The following is a 22340-nucleotide window of genomic DNA, read 5'->3' on the forward strand; positions in this document are numbered from 1 at the left end:
GAAACAGCGATGAGCCGTAAATCAGAAAACCAGAGAGAAGTTCTGATTTATTTTTCAGTTACCTCTCCGGGCACATGTGCCGGTGGCGGAGGCAAAATTCCCTGCCGGGTGAGTTCGACCCATGCTCTGCGTGTCACCTCTGACCCGAACTCAAACTCTGACCTGAGATCATTGACATACGCCTTGCCACGGATTCTCCGGTAGAATGGATAATCCTGCAGGAGAACAGTATACGGCCGTTTCGGGGAAATATACACATATTTTGAGGTGATGAGAGCATCTTTGAGAATACTCATTGCCGTGCCGGCATCTGAACGGGGGTCAATGTAGATATCGATGATAACCATCATTTCGGTTTTTCCTGCATTCTGGCTTGCAGTGGGTTCCTGAAATATGGCATAATTCGGAATGGAGACAACCGAATCATCAGGAGTCACAACCCGGGTTGCCCGAAGGCCAATATCCGTGACCTCACCATACGTTCCACTGACCTCTATCTTATCACCGATTTGGTATGGCCGCTCGAAGGCAATCACAACGCCACCAACAATATCAGCAAAGATATCCTTTAACCCAAACCCAATTGCAGCACCGAACAAACCAGAAAATAATGCCAGTTCCGTCAGGCCTGGATCAAAGAAAACCTTCAGGATGAAATACACAGCCGATACATAGACAATGATCTTCAGAAGGGGGATGACCATCGTTACTGTTATACGGTATCTCCCTGCCTTCTCAGATATCTTTCTCAGGAGAATATCGGCCACTTTGACGATGAGGTATGCGACAACAAGTATCAGAACAACAGAGATAACAGCATCCAGATCCGGGACGATGGATGGAATAAGCGAACTTTCAGTTGCAGAGGTCACATTTATCTCTGCCATTTACCACACCATCCTGATACGTGTTACATACCCCTTCACACAGCTAAGTGCCTCGGGTTTTATCTGAAAATATCCCTTCTCCTCAACCACCAGCCCCTGATTTGTCAGCCGAAACAGGGCTTGTTTCAGATTAATCTCAGGTCCTGCAATCTCAGCCAGGTCTACCGTGCTGACTGATTCCATGGAGAGAATAATCATGAGAAGGAAAGATTCATTAATATCAAGATTGACCGCACAGGGAATACTTGGTATATCGGCAACCCGCACTGTCTTTCCATCAAATGTTGTTTCCCATAACCGTTCCGCCACACCAAAATTACCATCTGCAATCCGGATTATTTTATCAAACGCTGCATCTTCAGCATCCGCGGGATGAAGACCATTCCCCCCACCGTTTCCCTGACGAATACGCGGAATCGGTATAGTGAGAGATGTATTTGAGAATGGCAGCTTCACCATCCGTTGAGGAGCAGAAAAAAGAGGTTCCTCAGGGGGAGTTACATCACCAATAAATTCGATTTCATCTGTATACCGTGAAAGGATTAATGGTTTCAGCGTTTTGCTATCAATATCAGGCAATTCAATCGTGACTGGAAAGAAAGTATCTATATGCCGGGTTGCCTTGAGATAGGACCAGGTAAAACTATTCCATTGTGTGATGAAGAGCCGCTCCGATGTGGATAAATAATCCAGAAAAGCATCCAGCATGGTAAACCCGCCAATCTTCCTCGTAGCAAGAAAATGACAATGATCCATCACCACAATATCTTTGTGACCGGTAATTTGGGTGAGAAAATCCCTGCTTTTTACAACAGAGAAGAAAGGTATGTGAATAACACGATCCGGATGCCGGCGCCGTATCCCGTCTATCAGAATATTCTGACCGGCAAACGGATCTGCAATGACCGCAATGTGAGACGGTCGGTTACTGTCATACGCATCTACCACAGCTGTGATCCTGTCCCACTCCTCTTCAAAGAGTATTGGATGTGTTAGATCAGCGGAAAAGTCCGGGTCCATGCCCATATATCAGATAACGGTAACGAAGATTATATCCTTATGCTATTATTTTTCAGATTCCTGTTCACCCAGACCCGAAGACCACATGGATCATCGGTCACCCATCCATCTGCACCAGAAGCGGCTGCCTTCATGTATGCTTCAGGGGTGTTAAGTGTCCAGATGATAACAGACAATCCCTGCCGATGTGCCTCAGCAACCATCTCCTGCGTAACATTGTCAGTACGCGGAAGAATGGCATCCGCACCAATAGCCAAAACAGGAGAAAAAGGATTTTCACAGTCCGTTGAACAGATAAGACCTGTTTTTACACGTGGGAGGAGACGTTTAACTTCCCGGATACTCTCCAACTGAAAAGAGACAACCCAAAAGGAATCTGGATCATATTTTGACAGAACCCGACAAATGGCTTCTTCAGACCCTGATTCTTTTATCTCTGCCACAATACCACAGGACGACAGGCAGATGGTACATACATCCTCCAATGTAGGAATTGGATGACCGTCCCCCGCGTCCAACTGTTGTATCTCCAGAAGAGTCTTTTCACTGACCAACCCACTGCCGTTTGTTGTACGGTCCAGAGTGGCATCGTGCATTACCACCGGGATGCCATCTTTTGTCAGATGTACATCGATTTCCACAAATTCAGCACATCCCATCCCTTCTTTTAGGGCAGTAATACTATTTTCCGGATATACAGCACGTGCCCCCCGGTGCCCGACAATAAACATACACTCCCCATTGTGTATTCAAATCATATGAACTGACTGCCCACAGGGGTAAAAGGTTCAACACAGCAGAATATGAGAAATAGCAGAGGGATAAAGATCAGGCAAATAATTACATAGGTCCGGTCAAAATATCAGGTAACCTACAGAAAATAGACGATATACAATTGAACATACCTCCGGCTCATTACCGGGGGGGATTTCACAATCACTGTAAAGACATTCCGTCAGAACGTCTCTACCTGATTACCGAAGGATATCCGCGATAGTTGTGTCCCGGATACCGGAGCGGCAAAAAAAAGAAGATTAGTATCTTCTGTATTCGGTGCGTGGCCTCTGAGGGCGTGCTTCATCGATTCTGAGGGTGCGACCTTCGAATTCGGTCTCATTGAGAGCTTCCATTGCCTTCTCTGCCTCTTCAACGGTGCCCATCTCAACGAACCCAAATCCTTTGCGTTCAATGACACGGACGTCCTTAACATCGCCAAAATCTTCAAATATTTCTTTGAGTTGAGCTTCCGTAACTGAATACGTAAGATTGCCAACGTATAACTTGCTGCTTTCCATTTAAGTACTCCAATCTGGGATAGTATCTCAGATAGTATATACCATCTTGGCGCTCATCGGTTATATTATGTCGTGCTGATCCATGATATTTCGAGAGAAAATGAACAGAAGAAACACCCCACCACTGTCCAGACGGAATCTTTCTCATTAGGATCAACACTTCAGAAAAATATTTCCACCCAAATAACGCTACAATTCCCGTATAATTTTTGAATATATGTATTTAGAAGGCAAAATGTGTAGGCATCCCGGATAATTATCGAGAGAGCACATACCATTCCACACATTCATCTGAACATTTGGGAAGAGGAGACAGGATGATGCACCACAGACAGGCAGAATCTGCATACATTCAGTCCAAAAACCCATAAGATAAACAGAATAACGTATTTTCGAAATGAACATGAAAGTATCCGGCCTTCCATACAGGAAAAAATGGTTTGCAAGGGGTTACAGACAAATTTGAATCATTCAAAATCTATTTCCAGGCAGCAGCAACCTATTTAAGCATTGATACAACATCAGGGATCGGTGAGAACAATGGTATGTATGGGATATGCAAGCCTCTCAAAAGGTGATATTGAGAAGGTAAAAACAGTAGAGAAAGAGATGGGCGTGACATTACTTGCCTATGAAGTCCCTACCTATTCTAAACTCGGGGATGACGACATGAAAAAGATCAAAGACCTTGAAAAAGATCTGGGCCTTTCGCTTGTTGCATACGAAGTGTAAGAATCAAAATCGTCCATTTTTCCGGTTTTACTCTTTTTCAAAAAGCAACTGTGGTATTACCAGTCAGGATTCCATTTCTAAATTCACGTTTTCACTATCTAAATAGCTGGCAACCCTCAGGCAGATTGAAGAAATCGCCACATAAAAACATTTTCCCCGTTTGCCAGAAACACCGGTAATGTGTAAAATGAATGTCTTCGTTATCCTGAGGTCTCAAAGAAATGTGCTCACCTGACATCATACATGTGACACACACAAAAATTGAAACCCACTATCCATTCACCGGAAAAATCCTTCACATCTACAATCATTCATTGAATTTCACGATATCATTTCACAGAAGGACTCTACTGTTCACATCATCACTATTATGGGAAATTCGCAACAATTACTCATTTACATAAGCAAAAGGTTAACTTTAAAAAATGTGTGAAACCATAAATTCGGCGAATTTGTTAAACAGGATAATTATTATGTCAAATACAAAGAAAAAATTCGATAAAAAAGGCGCACGTGGCATGGATGAAATAGCAAAGGGCATCTTCGCCCCGATATACCCGGTCATCGCAGAGAACCTCATCAGGAGATTTGGCATTACCAAGGGTACCTGTATCGACTTGGGCAGCGGCCCCGCAACACTTTCAATTTCTGTTGCACAACAATCAGATCTTTCTGTCATCGGACTGGACTACTCAGATGATATGCATGAGGCGGCATCCCGCAATATCAAAGATGCTGGCCTTTCCGATCGAATCCGTCTCCTCTGTGGCGATGTACACGCCATGCCTCTCGATGACAACTCAGCAGATCTCATCATCAGCAGGGGTTCAATGTTCTTCTGGGATGACATCCACACCGCCTTTCGTGAAATATACCGTGTTTTAAAACAGGGAGGAAAAACCTACATCGGCGGGGGTTTTGGAAACAAGGAGCTTCGGGACGAAATATCAGCCACCATGATCAAAAAGAATCCGGACTGGAGGGAATTTAACCGAAAGAATATCTCACCGGAAAATGTAGAACGTTTCCGCACTATGCTCGATAAAATAGGCGTCCCCGAGTACGACATCATCCTCGGCGACGAAGGATTCTGGATCGTTATCTCAAAGACACAACCCGGGGCACTTGCATAAAATGCACTATCTGTGGAAACGGATGTGAAATACCGGAAGGATGAAGTGGCCGGTGTAAGATGTATTTAAACCTGAATAACACCATTGTCGAACGCTTTCCGGAATCATATCTGACGACGCTCCCCATAACCATCGAGACGATGCCAATGGTGCATTTCGCTCCGAAGTCGAAATTATTTCAGGTGAGCACCGTCGGGTGTACCTTTATCTGCCCGGGATGTATCTCAGAGACCCTGACCTCCCATGCAGATGCTGTGTGGCAGGTGCTCTTCAGAAAGCATCCCCTGAAATGGTAATAAAACGAGCTCAGGCACAGGACTGTATTGGCATTGTTTTCTGCCTGAACGACCCAACCGTCTCGGATTATTCGTACCTCACCCTGGCCCGGAAAGCAAAGGAATCAGGTCTCCTGGTGGGGTGCTCAACAAACGGTAATTTCACAGCATTATCGTATTGAGTCTAAAGGAATAACCATAAAGATTAATTTTTTCACAATAATTCCCATATTATCTGACCGTATGGCAAATCTGATTCAATTGATACAAAATCGTGGAATCGTTTCCGATTGTACCATGTAATAGTCTTTTTTTCCAAAAAAGCCCCATATTCCTGTTAATAGTAATGATATACAGTGAAATTACCACCCGGGAATGCAAGCGCAAATAAAATAGGACATATCAGCCATTTAAAGACAAAAATGACTGAATATAGAGCAATTCCCAATTATCCAGCCTCCGTCATCCAGCATAGATATAAATAGAATTGACCCATCATCCGTCATCGTATGGAAGGGATAGAGTTATCCATTCAGACACGGGCATTTCCCAGCCATGGGCGAGCCCGTGTCCATGAATCAGTATTGCCAGCTCTTGGGGTAAAAGAAGGGGACGCCGTTGAAATACAGATACCCCCTCTGAGTGAAGAAGAAAAACCAAAACGGATCACTGTTACCATCTATGCCGACACCATGGTTGAAAAAGGCATGATTCGGATAAGTCCGGAAGATATCGCAAAACTTGCAGCTGGAGAAGGTGATACGGTGCATGTAGAGCGAAAAGTTCCCATAACAGAAATGATCAGTAAAAAGGTAAACAGGACAGGAAAAGCAGTCAAAGAAGGAGCGGGCCACGTGGGAGAAAGTATCGAAAAAGGTGCAAAAGATGTTGGTGCGAAGATCATACCGGACAAAGAAAAAAAGGAACCCGAACCCGAACCCAAACCAGAGGAGTGAGTAAATAAATGACCACAGAGTCATTTACTCTTGAATGGTGGTCGTGGTTTCAGTCACTATTATGGGTCATACTCATCTTCATTGGCCTTATCATCCTCTATTACATCATCAAGGAGATACACGATGCAAAGGTGACGCCGCGACTCGCGGAGATTGAACTGGAGAAGGAGAAACTGGAGTTGATGAAACTTGATTATGCTCACAGGGGTCAGCCGTTCTTCAGGGTTCCCCCGGAAAAACTGGAGGAGATAAACACCCTTGATCAGGATAATCTCAGACTGGAAGCTGACATATTCGCAAAACAGAACGCTGTTGACCGAAGAATCCAGAGGCTGGAAAATTCGGTGAAGAGTACAAAGCTGGACCACATGGTTGAAAAAATAAAGGACGAAGAGAGAAAAATCCGGTGATGAATAATGTATGAAACAGAAGCTTACGCGAGAGAGAAAAAGCCCTCATTTACCCAGTCGCTGGCATCAGTCCCACAATCGATAAGCAGAAATCTGCCATCAATGGATAATCGGCTGGGAACATACCTGGATTCCCATATGGATTCCCTCATCTCAGAGTGGGGACTTGTTACACGCTTTACCCTTGAAGAACTGGAACAACGCCTTGATGTGGTCAGTACAGAGATTAGTGGTCTGGAAAAAGAGAAACTCATACTTAAAGACAGAGCGTCTGCCTTTGAACAGGCCCTGCGCGAAGTGGAGGAGAAATAATGGCAGGGTTTGACGATTACATGAATACCTACCTTGACCGCAGGATGAAGGATATCGTTGCAGAGTGGAATCTGGGCACAACAGCGGATTTTGGAGATTATCTGACCCGTCTACGCTTCGTTGAGGCTGATATACTGGAAATGGGAAGTTTCACACAGAAGGCGGAGGACAAACTCACAAATATGGAACAGAGACTTGAGAAAGTCAGGGAGGAGAAGCAATGACCACAGCTGAGATTCTCCTGACAATCATCGTCATTGCACTTATCGCATTCATTCTCTATTACTATTTCAAAGGCTCTGCCGGGCATATTTCAATAAGCCGGCCGATGGAAAGCCGGGTGGATGAATACCTGGACCGCCACTTTGAACATATGGTAGATGAATGGTCCCTGATGGATACCTACCAGGTGCGGACATTTCGCGAACATAATGATCCTGCACTTACCGAGGAAGAAATGCGAATGGGTAGCCTGAAAGATTTCAGGCATGAAATGACAGATACCCTCGCGGGGCTGGAGGAGCGCCTCAATGTTCTGGAAAGAGAAAACAGCAGTGAATAACAGAGTCCATGAAACGGAGCCGGAACCGTTTTATTCACGACTCAGAAAGGACATCCCTTCATTGCGTAAGCAGGGCGAACCTCCACAAAAGGATCCATCATCCTTCTCAAAATATTATTGTGATCTCTGCAACGACACATTTCCCCTGACCGGTTTACGCCAGTGTACACTCTGTGGCAGATGGTCTTGTTCGTCATGCTGGACACAGGAATTCTATGTATGCAACTCCTGCCATGGCACCTATAAACTTCACATTCAACAACCACTGCATTCTGATTTATCCGAAAAAGAGGATTAGCAGACTGAGAGATGACTCTCATATACCCGTTTTTCAATACACCCCAAAATGCATCGGTCCACAGCCTGACTTACTACGTGATATCCGGATGAGACAGCCCCCCACACTATCGGATAACTGATATAATTATGTGAGAGACAACGCTGCATGGAAACAAAGAATGTGCAATAAGACCTGTTCGATTATTTAGAAAGGCAGGGTGGATAATTAAGGCACGGAAATCCATATGTATGAAAAAGATCAGTGCGTTTGGAGAAGAAACATACAACGTCCATAAACGTCATCAGTATCATATTCCCACATTTCCTGCCGGCAGAATATCAGACACAAATTATTTCGAATCAATTCTCTCATTCTGCGACCTTCAGGGTAAACCAGATTGCAGCACCTTCTTCAGGACTTCCAGATACACGATCATCCGCATGGATGCTGCCCCCATACGTTTCAACCAGACTCCGGGCGATGAATAGTCCCAACCCTTTTCCACTCTTGCTCCCTTCTTTCCGGAAACGGTCAAAAATTAAGGGTTTCATATCATCCGGTATTCCCGGACCATTATCAGCGACACACACTCTGACATCAGACCCGTCCTGTTCTACGGTGATGGTGATCTCCGGATGCGGAGCTGCAAATTTGACACTGTTCCCCACGAGATTCATAAATATCTGTCCAATAAGGTCATCAGCAAGGACAAACACTTCTGTTCCTGAATAGTGGAATATGACATTCCCGTAGCGTACCATCTCCATCCGGATGACAGCATCCAGGCCAACCTCACGCAGGGCTGTGGTCCGTTCATGCAGCATCCGGATGGTGGAGACATTCGTGATGATATCAATACTTTGATTTACCGAGGAGAGTGATTTCTCTGCATACTCTTTTTCCTTCCCATCAAGGGAGTCAGAGATAATTTCGAGGTACCCCAATGCCCCGGTATTAGCATTGTTAATATCGTGTGCCATAATATCGAGATAGAGGTTAGTCTCATTATTGGCCACCTCGAGACGTTTGAGTAGAAAAGCTCTCTCTACCGCAGTTGATATCTCAGAACGGGCTGTTTCCAAAAATGCCTTCTCTTCATCTGAAACAGGATGACTCCGGCCATTAAAAAGGAAAATGCCTCCGACTAACTCTGCATCACAGATCAACGGGAGAATTATTCCGTTGTATATCTCAGGATTACGGAAGATGAAATCCGCTGATTCAGGGTCTCCGGAACCGCGGGAAATAAAGACAGAATTACCAATAGCAAAAGCATCACTTACCAACTTATTCCTGAGATCCGAGGCGCCAAACATCTGAATGACCGCCTTATCTTCCGGATTTTTCCCGTATAAATATCTAAACTCTCCAGAATGCCCCCCTTCTGACATAGATAATATACCCCCCATCTGATACCCAAGGAGATTTACCGTTTTTTCCAGAAGTTCTGAAAGGATCTCATCCGGATGACCTGATCCATTCCCAATACTGATGATCTGGTTCAGATGACTGAGGTTCTCATTAGAGATACGTAATTTTCCCTGTGCCCGCTGAAGTTCAGTATGCTGCATGATGGCTGCCTCATAGGCAGAGAGGAGAAAGTCAAACGTTTTCATGCGATCTGCAGGAAGATGGTAATTTTTACCATCATAGGAATAGGGGATGGATTTTGAATCTTTTTCTGCTAGCATACACCGTTTTGGAGCTGATAGCATACTTTTTACCCGGCCAATGAGGTATTCCTCCTGATACGGTTTTGTGATGAAATTGTCTGCCCCTGCCTGAAGAGCACGTGCAACATCCCGACTATCTGAGAGGGCAGTGAGCAGAATAATCGGAATATCACGGAACGTGATATTCTTTTTCAGAATTGTACAGAGTTCATACCCGTCCATAACCGGCATAATTACGTCACTAATTATAAGAGACGGTTTCCTCACTCTGACCAATTCAAAAGCTCTTTTTCCGTCCTTTGCGATCACTGCCTCATATCCGTGCCGCTTCAACATATCTCTGAGGACTTCAGCCTGAGTATGACTGTCTTCGACGATCAGGACATACATCTTTTCACCATCATTTCCGTATGTTAAAAAAGGCTCAATGGCATATTTTAATATGCCGAAAGTTGCTTCCTATGCCAAATGAGAACAGATTTTGCGATAAAAACGGCATGAATGGAAAAATATTCACCAATTAAATGCACATGATTTTTCTGATGAGATACGCCAACATACCGGTCTCATGGAATAAAGTGGCCGAAAAAAGACCATCCCATCACGTCCACCTCTGACTTCAGGCTTTTCCACTCAGACATAACGAAAATCACAGAGCAAATCGTCAAAAAGAAATGAATGAAACTATTTCTTTCGCCAGATATATCGCCTGCAATATAGAGTACATCATCCTCTGTTTTGCCTGTTACCGCATAAAACAGATATGAAATTCCGGAAAAAAGCTCCACAAATGATGCACAGATTCACCCGGAATAAACACAGAACATCTCACAGTTTCTACAATGATTAACCACTTTATTTTGTGTTTTGCCATGATCACAAGCAACTGATGCCTTGTCTGCATCCATCCGGGAGAGGCACCGTTCACGATTGTACTGTCCACCAGGGAATGCCTGCTGAGGGCAGTGTTCATGACAGGGGAGGCTGCATCCACTGCACGGAGACACGCATAAAGAGACCCCTGCCTTTACTTCAAGGTCAGCCCACAACGCCCGGAACCGTATACACGGGCCAAAACCAGGTACAAGGACAAGATTATTCCTCCCAAATACACCCAGACCAGCGAGCACTGCCGCATCTTTCAGGTAGATACCACCAGCGGAGACTTCATAGGGAATGTCATGTGCCTCCCGGCCATATTCCTCATGAAGCCATCGTGAGAGTGCTGTTGTTATCCCATAAAGAATCCGGTCTCCGGGTGTGCTTCTTCCCTCCTCCCACCAGTCCATCTCCGGGCATTTCGGGTCATGATACAGCCCAAGCACAATAACCGATCCTGATTCATGTACAAGCCCCTGTAGACCGGCACGTTGTGCAGAAGGGCAGTCGATGAGCAGGTGTGCCGGAACAACACCCGATACACTCGCACCAAGAATGAGAGCTCGCGCAAGGACTGCATCCATGATCTGACGGTCGCGTTTTTCCACATGTGTATCTTCCGGTTTCATTATTACGTCCCTGACAGAAGTTGCATCAGACTTATTGGTGAATAAATGTATGTCCTGAATGGAGGTAACTCTCACATAAGAATACCTCAATGGAAAATTACAGAGATGAGTTTGAAAGAATATTTTTGTGGCAGTTTGTTCCGGAAAAACAGAAAACTAATTCTATGCAATCTTTGATAATTACCATCACAGGTGTGAAAAACAAAGCGGAAACAACAGAATTTGAACATTCATTCGGGGGGGAAGGGAAGTAACTTCAGAAAAACCTAATCATCCCCACCAGAGTCTTCAAAGAATTTCATTCCCATCGGGACATGCTGACCAACTTCCTTATAGAAGTATTTTACGTACTTCGGGTCTGAATCTTCAATCGACTGCTGGATTGTCCGCACCAACCAGGTCGGCAGAACATCTTTTTTGTCCAGCGAATTCATAATCACGACAACTGCTTCATCCACATCAGTATTATTTTTCCATCGGTATCCCATGACACATCACCTGCTGTCCAGAGGGGTATAATGTGAAAGCTCTATAAGTAGGTTGCGGCGGGATGTCCCAAAATAACAGATCTGAGGCATAACCCCCTAATCACCCTGCCAGAAAAGCAGAACAATCATCAAAGCCTGCAAAAAAAAGAGTAGTCACATATCAGAAAGGGAGAATCACTCTGCGTACCAATACAACCCTGGCGAAGCACAAAAGAAACAAACGGCATATCAGGGATTTTAAATTTAAATTCGAGATAATAAAACAGAGCAGATATCCAAAAAGGATAATTCATCAACCCTTCACCGTGATGGGGCGGCCTCAATTCAGATCCCAAAAAAAAGGTTATGAAAACAGAATTCTCCAAATATTACCACATGGCTCACTCTGCATTAGTAATGTATATTCTTATTTTCCGGACTCAGTAATTTCATCAACGATGATTTGTGCACCAAAAACGGACCCATCCCTGGAAAACGGCGAAATATAGCCTCTGAAGAAGATCGTTTTCCCCCATTTTGACAGATATTTGACAGGCATATAATTTTCCTGCACACCTGTCTCGATAACCCGTTTCAGAATATTGGTTAATCCAGTGTCTTCCAGAGGTGGAAATGTTAAAATATTTATATTTCGGGTCTCCTCTATCCCAGGCGACCCCAATATCTCAAGCATCTTCAGGTTGACATAGTCGATGGTTCCCTCACAGTCACAGGTGACGATACCGACCGGGGAGTTCTCTGCAAGGGAGCGATAGCGCTCTTCACTCTGGCGCAGTGCGTCCTCTGCCTGCTTGCGCCAGGTAATATCCCGTGATACACCAATCACTCCGGCCGACTCCCCATTGTAATCGCGAAGACAACGGACTGAATTCTCCACCCAGATGGTGGAACCGTCCTTACAATACTCCTCTGTTTCAAAGAGGATGACTCGTTTTGGATCGGCAGTCCCGGCTGCACTAATTGCCAGTTCTTCCTGAAACCGTCGCACTACCCGTTCGCAGGATGCCGGAGTCATCTTCTCTTCAAGAGACTGGGCCAGATCCTCTTCAGCCGTGAAACCCCGCATTATTTCACCCGACGGGCTGGCATATGTCAGATTAAATTCCATATCAAACATCCAGATATTATCCGCCACATTATCTGTGATAAACCGATATCGCTCCTCGCTCACCCGCAGTGCCTCCTCTGATCTCCGTCGGGACACGGCATAATGTATCTTATTGATGAGCTCAGCAAACTGCGAACGGGGGTCACCCCCTTTCTGAATATAAAAATCGACACCATTGTTGAGCGCTTCGATGACTACTTCTTCGCGACCCCTCCCGGTAAAGATCAGGAATGGGATGGTATTTCCTTCAGCCCTGAGATATTGAAGAAATTCAATCCCATTCATGTCAGGCATTTCGTAGTCAGAAATAATTGCGTCAAACGGATTTTCCACAAGTTCCCGGATACCATCCTTTGCACTGGAAGCTATGGTAACAGCAAAAGTTCCGGAATGCTCCAGATACTTTTTGCTCATTTCAAGAAGTGCAGGTTCATCATCCACATATAAGAGGGAGATTGCCTGTGATTCAGTACCCGCTGATGCCATATTGTACAAACAGTTCACCATTCACACATCTTAACAGTTGGGAAGATGGCATCACAAACCGGAGTATTATGTATCCATTCGTGAAAAAAACAGGATCAGGGATATAACCGTACAATCGTCAGTCTGCAACCTAAAAGAAGGAAAACTCAGGAAAACATGATAAACAGGAGATGAGGAAAAAAGAATGGTTCAGAGAAAACAGTATAAAACCCATGCGGTCATTTAAATACTTCCCCATGAAATAAAGATTCAGACTCCTTTTCCACGGCAGGTTTTCCCGGCAGCAGAAACGCATTACCAACGATAAAGGAATCATACTAAGGACACACCGGTATATGACATCCATACACCCGTTTGAAACAATCGACAGGATAGAACTTTCCCACCTGACGAAAACCTACGGGGATGTCACCGCAGTATCAGATGTAAGCCTTGATGTCATCGGAGGAGAACTCCTGGTATTGATCGGGGGGTCGGGGTCAGGCAAGACGACAACGCTCAGAATGGTCAACCGTTTGATTGAACCGGATTCGGGCATAGTCAGAATTAATGGCACTGACATCAGGGAATTTGATGAAGTCAGACTCCGGAGAAATATTGGTTATGTGATTCAGCAAATAGGCCTCTTTTCCCATATGAATGTCGGAGATAATATTGGTCTCATCCCAAAAATTGAAGGGTGGGGCAAAGAACAAATCGATGCACGTGTACACGAACTGCTTGAGATGGTCGATCTTCCGCCGGAGATTTTTTCAGCACGGTATCCACGGGAACTTTCGGGAGGTCAGCAGCAGAGAGTGGGTCTCGCACGGGCACTTGTCATGAATCCGTCTCTCTTCTTAATGGACGAGCCTTTCGGCGCCCTCGACCCAATTCTACGGAAACAACTGCAGGAAGAGTTTCTCACCATTAAATACGATATTGGCCGGACAATCATATTCGTCACCCATGATATTGATGAGGCGTTCAAACTCGGTGACCGTATTTGTATCATGCATGAAGGAGAACTGGTTCAGATAGGGACACCCGAAGAACTGATCTTTCATCCGGAAACAGATCAGGTTGCGCACCTCGTCGATGCCAACCGAAAATACCGGCATATCGAAACTTTCACGGTACATGATCTGATGTCACCACTTTCAAAACGAGAATTCTATGAGGCTAATATGCCAGTTTCAGAGGCCATGGCGAAGATTCTTTCAGACGAAACAGGGATTGCAGTTGTCATGGAAGGAAATAATTTACGGGGAACAACCAGCCGGCAGAACATTGTCAGAAACAGGAAAAAAAATCTTTTGCTGGGAGATATCACAACAGAGCCCATCACTGTCACACCGGAAGATGCATTAGTCCCGGTATTGCAGAAGATGAAGACAAAAAACGCATCATCAGCACTTGTGATAAACAGGGAAGGTGAGGTGACAGGAATGCTTATTCCGGACAGTGTCCTCTTCCATATCATTTAAGCGGAGGAAATGTGAGGAGATGATTTTTGATGACGTAACCGCTGTCTGGAATCAGTTTAACCTGACAGAAAGAACCATAGAGCATCTCTGGATGTTCTCTATAGCCCTCACCATATCAGTTATCCTCGGCATCATCCTGGGAATCATACTCTACCAACATAAGAAATATGCAGAACCGGCATTAAACGGCCTCAATGCCCTTGAGACATTTCCGGACATGGCATTACTGGTTTTACTCATTCCCGTTGCGGGAATCGGAGAAGTTCCCACCATAATTGCCTGCATCATCTATTCTCTGCTACCTGTTACTCGAAACACCTATACAGGGCTTGTATCCGTACGGCCTGAAATCCTTGAAGCAGGAACAGCCATCGGCCTGACCGAGGCTGACATTGTCAGAAATATTCGAATCCCGGTCTCACTGCCGATGATTGCCGGAGGAATCCGGATTGCAATCGTCTTTACGATGGGGATCGTCACTTTGGGAGGCATCATCGGTGCCGGGGGACTGGGTGCTCCCCTGCAGACAGGCATCGTCCTCCTCCTCCCGGACGTAATTATCGTAACCGGCCTGTGGGTAGGCATTCTTGCCGTTATCTTTGACGGGTGTGCAGGAATGATTGAAAAGCGGCTGACAGTGAGGTATGGTGAATGGTAGCGTTGGAAGCCGTTTTGACTGCCACTATTCAACAGGTGATTCTCGTTTATACCTCACTTGCAGTGAGCATCACACTTGGAATACCTCTTGCTGTTGTCGCACTCAATTCCCACAAGCTGGAAAAAATTATCATAACCTTTGCAAACCTGGTGCAGGCAATCCCAACATTTGCTGTGGTTGCAATTGTCGTCCCTCTGATGGGAATCGGATTCTGGCCGGCCATCTTTGCCATCATGCTGCGGGCCCTGCTGCCGATTGTCAAAAATACCTGGATTGGACTCTCATCTGTTGACCCGGCATCCATTGATGCTGCAACAGGACTGGGTCTGACCAGGTGGCAGACCACCAGATTCATCCGGTTTCCGCATGCATACCCCCCGATGTTTGCCGGCATCAAATTTGCAGCTATTCTTGCAAACAGTGTCGCCATATTAACGGCAATCATCGGCAGCGGAGGTCTTGGCACGCTGGTATTCGAAGGCCTTGCAGGCATCAATATCACCACGATGCTTGCGGGAGCCCTGCCGGCAATCTTTATTGCGATCTTTCTGGATGTCTCTTTTACCCGTCTGGAATACCGACTGACCGCAGGCAGATGATACGGGAAACGAGGGTGGCCCGGTCTCACAAATATCTCCCTCCCAGAATAACACATATATGCCTTCATCTCCATATCCGGTGAAAGGGGATATGTGTGAAGAAAATTGCATTAGGGGGAAGCATTCTGATGGCTGCCATTTTGATTTTTCTGTGTGTTGCCGCAGGATGTTCTGAGACAGCAGGGAGTACAGACATTGCAGGGCCAGAGGATACCTCTACCATTGTCATCGGGGGAAAGCCATTTAATGAACAGTACATCCTTGCTGAGATGCTTGGGCTGCTCCTGGAAGAACAGGGATATAAAACAGAGATCAAATCAGGAATGAATGATATCACCCTCTATGAGGGCATCAAAAAAGATCAGATTGACGTCTATGTCGAATACACCGGAACCGCGTATTCACAACTACTGAAACTCCCCCCCCTTGAAACATGGGATCCGAACGTGGTGTATACAGACGTTGTATCCGGACTTTCAGAAGATGGAATAACCGTTCTCTGCAGACTGGGATTCAGGGACGACTATACCATTGCTGTCAGGCAGGACTGGGCAGATGAAAACAGTGTCCGGACAATTGAAGATCTTGTACCATATGCAGGCGACATGGTCTTTGGAAGCGATCTTGTGTTCCATGAACGGGAAGATGGTCTTCCCAGAATTGAGGAAGTATACGGCATCGCCTTCAAAGATGTAAAATCCATGTCTCCGACACTGGTGTATGAGGCAATTGCAAACGAACAGGTAGATGCGATTCCGCCCTACACAACCGATTCACGGGTTGACCTGTATGACCTTCAGACGCTGGAAGATCCAAAAGCAGCGCTTCCGCCGTATGAAACAATGATTGTGATGCGTGATGAAATCGCAGAAATTGAGAAAATCACGGCAACACTGCTCGTTCTTGAAGACAGAATCGACACCGAAACGATGCGCAGTCTCAATGCAGAGTTTGATATCGACAAACGTGATGCACGGGCAATCGCACGGGATTATCTTGTTTCTGAAGGACTTATTTCCGGTTGATTCCGGATGGTATTATTCAGAACCGCCACTGATTCCATCTCTTTTTTGCAGGAAACCCATGGAACAGGGAAAAACGGGTCAGGATTAATATCCTGTTTTATCTGTTCAGACGGGTGTCACAATCCCTGTCAGTCAGTAATACGGAAGAGTTTGTCTCCAGGCTTTAACGGAACACATATTTTAATGCCACAGTGTTCTCCTCTGCCAACTGACGGGACAGACTCATGATTTATTTGCATCTCCTCAATTACATGATAATGTGCAGGGGTTTTTTTGCCATAGATTAAGATTTTATCACCAATTTTCAACTCACCTGCACGAATTGCAAATTCTGCAACCTGAATTTTAGTGTAATAGTTAACCACTTCGCCGCAATAGCACTTTGACGCTTTTGTGGCAGGCCCCCCGCTAATCCAGTCCGGACTAAGGCCTTTGTAAAAACCTTCAGAAAATCCTCTGTTATAGGTTTTTGCCAGTTTTTCTTTGAGCAAAGCACCAAGTTCTCGCGAATATTCGCCGGATTCTATTGCGTCCAGTGCTCTTCGGTAACAGGAAACGGTTGTCTTCACATATTCAGGAGGCCGAATTCTCCCTTCAATTTTAAACGACCGGATGCCGGCATCAATCAATTCAGGAAGGATCTCAATCGAGCACAGATCTTTTGGACTGAGGACATAATTGTGACCCAGAATATACGCATTGTCCTCATCCTCCACATCCGTTATTCTGTAGAGTCTCCGGCAGGGCTGTATACACTGACCCCTGTTTGCAGATTTCTTAAACGTCTCCTCTGAGAGAAAACATCTGCCGGATACACTCACACACATCGCACCGTGAATGAAGGTCTCAATAACACAGTCCAGCCCATCGTATTCTGCCTGTCTGCTGATGTCAGCAATATCTGTGAGAGAACATTCCCGCGCCAGAATAATCCTCTGTGCCCCTAATTCGGCATAGAACCTGAATGCCTGATAATTTGAAACACTGGCCTGGGTTGAGAGATGAATGGGAACACCTGCTTCTTTTGCCAGACGAAACACTGCCATATCCCAGCAGATAATGGCATCCACCCCGGCATTTTGGGCAGCCGATACCACCTGTCCCACTTTCTCCAGTTCGTGATTGTAATAGATGGTATTGAGTGTCAGGTATCCCCTGACCATGTGTTCCTTCAGATACCGCATAACAACGGGCAGTTCATTCATCTCAAAATTGCCTGCGTTATCCCGCATGTTCATATTTTTAATGCCGAAATATACAGCATCGGCACCATTTTCCACCGCTGTTTTTAAACAGGACCAGTCACCGGCAGGTGCCAGCAGTTCAGTTTTTTTCATGGGTTTGCATCACACACACTTGATAGATAATCGTCTTCACAGTCATTTGAAAGGTTCGGCAGTCATTTTTCAGACGCTGACTCCAGTGCCCGGGCCAGCGGTGACCGCCCTCTTCTCTGCATAAAAATCAGACACCCATTTTGTTTCTGAACCTGTAGCCATCTTTTGGTACAACAATCTCAAAACGTGCACCTTTTCCTTCTGTACCTGTCTCAGATATCAAAATACCAGTAATATCAAGAATATTTTTGCTCAGGAACATGCCAAAACCGGTGTTTGACCCTACGCCACGCTCAAATATTCTCTCCTTCATATCACCTGCAACACCTGCTCCGTTGTCCTCAACCACAACAAACCCCTGTTCTTCCTTTTCATAGAAATAAACGCTGATTTCAGTCACATGCCCCCCATGTCTGGCTGCATTTTCAAAAAGATTATAGACAGCCTTGTTAAACATCGGATCTGCATAAATTTCCACTCCACCGGTGTCAACCATCACCGTTAGATCCTTTGCAGCTATCTGCGATGCAACTGAATGAACCACACATTCTACCAATTGCCATGTCGGGCTATGTACACTGACACTCTCATAATCACGGGCAAATGCAATTAATTGTTCAATCGTTTCAGTGGCCTCAATCATCGGCTGAAGATAATCCCGGAGAGTATCTTCATCGATCTCATCTATCAGCATTTCTTCATACAGCGTAATAGCAGAAAGCTGGTTGATTATATCATGACGAGTAATGGACGAGAGGAGGCTGAGTTTTTTGTTCACTTTTTTCAGAGTATTTTCCGCCTCAATCCGGCAAGTAATATCCACATGAACCCCTACTGCCCGGTGGGGGATTCCCTCGTCATCAACTTCGTACGACTTACCCCTGCCTGAGATCCATTTCCACTCACCATTTTTTGTCCTGAGGCGAAATATCTCCACATATGGCTGAGCATTCTGCACATACTCACGAATTTTAGGAAATATCTGTTCATAGTCATCCGGATGTACCAAATCAACCCATGCCGAAAGGTGCATGGGTAGTTCCCCAGGTTCATATCCCAGCATTGTGTAATAGCGGGGACTGAAATAGACATCATCGGTATCAAGGTTCCAGTCCCAGAACCCATGATCGCCCGCATCCATTGCCAGTTCCAGACGCTCCCGGGTATTACGCAATTCTTCCTCGATATATTTCCGATCAGTGATGTCAACCATCGTTGTCAGCAGGCAGGGAATTTCACCAACCATAATATTGTCCACAGAAAATAAGCCGTATCGGAGAGCCCCATCCTTTGTAATGACCGGAACCTCAATATTCCGCACCTCCCCTTTCTCTTCAAGCGTGCACAGGGCATGAGATCTGTCCTCCGGAAACGTAAACAGATTCAGATCACGTGCATTTTTCCCGATAATTTCCTCACGGGTATACCCCATCGTCTGAAGGAAGGTATTATTCACCTCCAACCACGTTCCATCCTGTTTTTTCGAGATTCCCATCAGGGCCGCATTGGAATGGAATGCCGCAGAAAATTTCTCCTTGGCAAGCTTAAGTTGGGAAATATCCTTACTGGCACCGAAGATAACAGGTTTTCTGTCCCATTCGCCCCTCTTCATCGTGGTTTCCACCGTTATAACACGGCCTTCTTTTGTCATAATCGGCACCAGATGCGAACCGGATATACCTGCCAGTATGTCCCTAATGATACGCCCTGCTTCGTCCCTGTGTTCCGGGGGACACACCGCCAGTACCGTTTGACCAAGAAGTTCTTCCTTTGCGTATCCAAACTGTTGGATGAATGTCTCGTTGACTTTAAGAAGTAAACCCTGTCCATCAATCACAAAAAGAAAAGCATCAATGGTATTGAAAAATGTCTCAAAATTGCACTTGGCCTGCACAACTGCCCTTTCTGCCTCCTTCCGTTCAGAGATATCCCGTATAAAGCCACAACCATAGTCCTCACCTTCAAATCTCAGAATTGTTGTGCTGACTTCAACAGTGACAGGTACTCCATCTTTTTTGCGAATTTTTGTCTCAAAAGTGAGAAACCGATTCTCATTTGTTTTATCCCATGCCTCCCTGAAATCCCGGGGAGAGAAATCGAGATCCAATTCAGGAACAGACATAGTGAGGAGTTCTTCCTTTGAATAGCCAAACATATGAACAGCAGTCTTATTGACTGAAATGAACCTACCATCAAAATCAGTCCAGAATATGGCATCAGCGGCATTATCTGTTGTAAATTTGGTGAATCTGGTTCTTTTTTCCGCTTCTTTGGACTCAGTAATGTCTATGAGGGAGACTATACTCTTCCTCGTACCCGGAATCATTGCGACGGTAAGAGAAATAGTCCTTATATCACCATTTTTATGAATCAGCCTGAATTCGTAGTTTTTTAATACTGAATCAGGACAGGTCTGCCTAAGCCGGTGAAATTCCAGCATTATTTTTCTGTCTTCTTCTGCAATCAGTTCAGACAATATTACATACCCTTCCAGTTCATCTCTGGAATACCCACATAGCTGTATCATCTCTTCATTTACATGAGATGCCGTGTTATCCTCTTCAAGAATCAGCATCGCGGTTCCGGTATTCTCAAACACTGTCTGATAAAGCCCCTCTGCCCGCCTGTAATCAGTTATATCCCGTATGGACTCGATAGCACCCGTAACATTGCCATCTGCGTCATAGAGTGGCGAGGCAGTGAACCACAGATGTGCTCCATCACCCCCGTGAAGAAGTGGAGACAATGCCTCAGCCCACAGTTTATTTCTGTCTTCACCGTTCAGCACCAGATATGGAACCTCTTTCTCCATATCTTCATGAAGAACCAGATCAGCGAGGCCCGGATAACGCCTGCCGAAAAACGGGAGAGCATATTCGTAGTCACTCTTTCCAAGCATCTTTGATGAAGGGATACCGGTCATCTGCTCTATTGCACGATTCCATGCAATCACCCTGCCTTCTGTATCTATTGCAAAGGTGGCATCAGGCAGGAAGTTGAGAACATCTGCCATCCGTCGCTCATGCTCAAGGAATCGCTTCTCTGCACGGTTCTTCTCAACCGCCTTCCGGACAAAGTTCCGAAGTTCGCTAAACTGGACTTTTGCCTTTCCACCTTTCTGAAGGTAGTAATCAGCACCGGCATTGAGCGCCTCGATGGCAACCTCTTCCCTGCCCCTGCCGGTGAAGATGATAAAAGGGGTGGTGTTTCCTTCAGCCCGGAGCACTCTCAGGAATGCAAGACCATCCATCCCGGGCATCTGATAATCAGAAACAATTGCATCATACTCCTGTTCCTGAATCTTTTTCAGCCCATCCTTTGCAGATGACGCAGTATCTACTTCATAATCTCCGGGACGTTCCAGATATCGTTTGGTAGAGTCAAGCAATATGGATTCATCATCGACGTATAAAATAGATATTTTGATGCCAGAATCTACCATTATGAATTAACCTCAGAAATATTACTATAATGGTGGTTAAATGTAAATTAAACGTTTCATTTGCAGGCATTCACAAAAATACTCTGCAGTAAAAGTAGTTTAATTGACATGGGGTAAGGAGAGGGTAAGACAGAGGAACAGGGCACACATGGTTATTGGCAGCGGCTGTGCGGTAGGCGACACCGACACCATCGGGGCCGGGAATCATCGTGGTGTCATAGCGGTCGTCATCGACAAGTCCCTGCTTTAGCCAGATGAGATTCGTTGCACCAAATAGCCGCCAAAATTCATTTTCAAACTCTTCACGGGCCAGATTCGGATTCCGCTGAAATTCACATGCCTCGGTGGTGATGAGCATGCCCTTTCCATTGAACTCACAGTCCCCTCCTTCACTGACGATCCGCATCATGACACTATCCAGCCCCATGTCAGCTGCCACATCGCGGTCAATTCGTTCCATCATGCGTGCCTGCACATTGCTTTGCGCGAAGTAACCCCAGCAGTTAAACGCACAGTCAACAATCCGCTTCTCTCCCTCACCGTTGGTAGTGAATATCGGCCCAAAATCACGCCAGTAGAGCATGGGGAGAGAGAGGGAGAGAATCAAACCAATTCCAAAAATCAGGATTATACAGGGGGAAAAAGCCCGATTCCCACACAATGCGACTGATTTTATATCCGGATCAAT

At 45.5% G+C, this 22340-nt stretch carries 25 protein-coding genes; 14 read left to right on the forward strand and 11 right to left on the reverse strand.

Going from position 1 to position 22340, the window contains the following annotated elements; all coding sequences use genetic code 11:
• Positions 1 to 47: 47 nt before the first annotated feature.
• The 4 genes from L0665_RS03415 to L0665_RS03430 form a co-directional block, all read right to left on the reverse strand.
• Entirely contained in the window at positions 48 to 887 is an 840-nt protein-coding gene (locus L0665_RS03415; protein ID WP_274924304.1) for a mechanosensitive ion channel family protein, read from the reverse strand.
• Positions 888 to 1907, reverse strand: coding sequence for a hypothetical protein (locus tag L0665_RS03420; RefSeq protein WP_274924305.1), 1020 nt, complete (start codon positions 1905 to 1907; stop codon positions 888 to 890).
• Positions 1908 to 1936: 29 nt separating this feature from the next.
• Positions 1937 to 2638, reverse strand: a complete 702-nt coding sequence (locus L0665_RS03425; RefSeq protein ID WP_274924306.1) for a glycerophosphodiester phosphodiesterase — start codon at positions 2636 to 2638, stop codon at positions 1937 to 1939.
• Positions 2639 to 2941: 303 nt separating this feature from the next.
• Positions 2942 to 3202, reverse strand: coding sequence for an RNA recognition motif domain-containing protein (locus L0665_RS03430; protein WP_062397365.1), 261 nt, complete (start codon positions 3200 to 3202; stop codon positions 2942 to 2944).
• Between the two features lie 531 nt (positions 3203 to 3733).
• Here L0665_RS03430 and L0665_RS03435 point away from each other — a divergent pair.
• From L0665_RS03435 to L0665_RS03480, 10 genes are all read left to right on the forward strand, one after another.
• Entirely contained in the window at positions 3734 to 3934 is a 201-nt protein-coding gene (locus L0665_RS03435) for a hypothetical protein (RefSeq protein WP_274924307.1), read from the forward strand.
• 473 nt (positions 3935 to 4407) lie between these two features.
• A complete protein-coding gene (locus tag L0665_RS03440) occupies positions 4408 to 5067 on the forward strand; it encodes a class I SAM-dependent methyltransferase (protein ID WP_274924308.1) in 660 nt (219 codons plus the stop codon).
• Positions 5068 to 5126: 59 nt separating this feature from the next.
• Positions 5127 to 5363, forward strand: a complete 237-nt coding sequence (locus L0665_RS03445; RefSeq protein ID WP_274924309.1) for a hypothetical protein — start codon at positions 5127 to 5129, stop codon at positions 5361 to 5363.
• Positions 5357 to 5524 (forward strand): hypothetical protein, encoded by a 168-nt coding sequence (locus L0665_RS03450; protein ID WP_274924310.1) that lies wholly within the window; start codon positions 5357 to 5359, stop codon positions 5522 to 5524. The genes L0665_RS03445 and L0665_RS03450 overlap by 7 nt, the downstream gene beginning before the upstream one ends.
• A 327-nt stretch (positions 5525 to 5851) precedes the next feature.
• On the forward strand, positions 5852 to 6298 hold the full coding sequence (locus tag L0665_RS03455) for a hypothetical protein (RefSeq protein ID WP_274924311.1): 447 nt from the start codon (positions 5852 to 5854) through the stop codon (positions 6296 to 6298).
• Positions 6299 to 6306: 8 nt separating this feature from the next.
• Entirely contained in the window at positions 6307 to 6708 is a 402-nt protein-coding gene (locus L0665_RS03460) for a hypothetical protein (RefSeq protein WP_274924312.1), read from the forward strand.
• A 6-nt stretch (positions 6709 to 6714) separates the two neighbouring features.
• Positions 6715 to 7020: a hypothetical protein gene (locus tag L0665_RS03465; protein ID WP_274924313.1), complete on the forward strand. Its 306-nt coding sequence runs from the start codon at positions 6715 to 6717 to the stop codon at positions 7018 to 7020.
• Positions 7020 to 7244, forward strand: coding sequence for a hypothetical protein (locus tag L0665_RS03470; protein ID WP_274924314.1), 225 nt, complete (start codon positions 7020 to 7022; stop codon positions 7242 to 7244). Before L0665_RS03465 ends, L0665_RS03470 begins: the two co-directional genes overlap by 1 nt.
• A complete protein-coding gene (locus L0665_RS03475) occupies positions 7241 to 7582 on the forward strand; it encodes a hypothetical protein (protein ID WP_274924315.1) in 342 nt (113 codons plus the stop codon). Before L0665_RS03470 ends, L0665_RS03475 begins: the two co-directional genes overlap by 4 nt.
• Positions 7551 to 7880: a hypothetical protein gene (locus L0665_RS03480; RefSeq protein ID WP_274924316.1), complete on the forward strand. Its 330-nt coding sequence runs from the start codon at positions 7551 to 7553 to the stop codon at positions 7878 to 7880. Before L0665_RS03475 ends, L0665_RS03480 begins: the two co-directional genes overlap by 32 nt.
• A gap of 350 nt (positions 7881 to 8230) precedes the next feature.
• Here the strand turns inward: L0665_RS03480 and L0665_RS03485 are convergent, their stop codons facing one another.
• The 4 genes from L0665_RS03485 to L0665_RS03500 form a co-directional block, all read right to left on the reverse strand.
• Positions 8231 to 9925, reverse strand: coding sequence for a response regulator (locus L0665_RS03485; RefSeq protein WP_274924317.1), 1695 nt, complete (start codon positions 9923 to 9925; stop codon positions 8231 to 8233).
• A 413-nt stretch (positions 9926 to 10338) separates the two neighbouring features.
• The gene (locus L0665_RS03490; protein WP_274924318.1) at positions 10339 to 11043 is read right to left on the reverse strand and encodes a hypothetical protein; all 705 of its coding nucleotides are present in this window, start codon (positions 11041 to 11043) and stop codon (positions 10339 to 10341) included.
• A gap of 266 nt (positions 11044 to 11309) precedes the next feature.
• The gene (locus L0665_RS03495) at positions 11310 to 11531 is read right to left on the reverse strand and encodes a hypothetical protein (RefSeq protein WP_274924319.1); all 222 of its coding nucleotides are present in this window, start codon (positions 11529 to 11531) and stop codon (positions 11310 to 11312) included.
• Positions 11532 to 11937: 406 nt separating this feature from the next.
• Positions 11938 to 13125: a response regulator gene (locus tag L0665_RS03500; RefSeq protein ID WP_274924320.1), complete on the reverse strand. Its 1188-nt coding sequence runs from the start codon at positions 13123 to 13125 to the stop codon at positions 11938 to 11940.
• Between the two features lie 335 nt (positions 13126 to 13460).
• Here L0665_RS03500 and L0665_RS03505 point away from each other — a divergent pair, with 335 nt between their 5' ends.
• The 4 genes from L0665_RS03505 to L0665_RS03520 all read left to right on the forward strand — a co-directional run bounded on the left by L0665_RS03505 (position 13461) and on the right by L0665_RS03520 (position 16873).
• A complete protein-coding gene (locus L0665_RS03505) occupies positions 13461 to 14591 on the forward strand; it encodes an ABC transporter ATP-binding protein (RefSeq protein WP_274924321.1) in 1131 nt (376 codons plus the stop codon).
• A gap of 19 nt (positions 14592 to 14610) precedes the next feature.
• Complete coding sequence (locus L0665_RS03510) at positions 14611 to 15249, forward strand: ABC transporter permease (RefSeq protein WP_274924322.1); 639 nt, start codon at positions 14611 to 14613, stop codon at positions 15247 to 15249.
• Positions 15243 to 15848, forward strand: a complete 606-nt coding sequence (locus tag L0665_RS03515) for an ABC transporter permease (protein WP_274924323.1) — start codon at positions 15243 to 15245, stop codon at positions 15846 to 15848. Before L0665_RS03510 ends, L0665_RS03515 begins: the two co-directional genes overlap by 7 nt.
• A gap of 95 nt (positions 15849 to 15943) precedes the next feature.
• Complete coding sequence (locus L0665_RS03520; protein ID WP_274924324.1) at positions 15944 to 16873, forward strand: glycine betaine ABC transporter substrate-binding protein; 930 nt, start codon at positions 15944 to 15946, stop codon at positions 16871 to 16873.
• Between the two features lie 128 nt (positions 16874 to 17001).
• Here the strand turns inward: L0665_RS03520 and L0665_RS03525 are convergent, their stop codons facing one another.
• The 3 genes from L0665_RS03525 to L0665_RS03535 all read right to left on the reverse strand — a co-directional run bounded on the left by L0665_RS03525 (position 17002) and on the right by L0665_RS03535 (position 22259).
• Entirely contained in the window at positions 17002 to 18210 is a 1209-nt protein-coding gene (locus L0665_RS03525) for a peptidase U32 family protein (RefSeq protein ID WP_274924325.1), read from the reverse strand.
• Between the two features lie 127 nt (positions 18211 to 18337).
• On the reverse strand, positions 18338 to 21652 hold the full coding sequence (locus tag L0665_RS03530; RefSeq protein WP_274924326.1) for a PAS domain S-box protein: 3315 nt from the start codon (positions 21650 to 21652) through the stop codon (positions 18338 to 18340).
• Positions 21653 to 21722: 70 nt separating this feature from the next.
• Positions 21723 to 22259, reverse strand: a complete 537-nt coding sequence (locus tag L0665_RS03535) for an agmatine deiminase family protein (RefSeq protein WP_274924327.1) — start codon at positions 22257 to 22259, stop codon at positions 21723 to 21725.
• Positions 22260 to 22340: the final 81 nt, after the last annotated feature.

This window comes from Methanogenium marinum, from assembly GCF_028912405.1.
Classification (GTDB): Archaea; Halobacteriota; Methanomicrobia; order Methanomicrobiales; family Methanomicrobiaceae; genus Methanogenium; species Methanogenium marinum.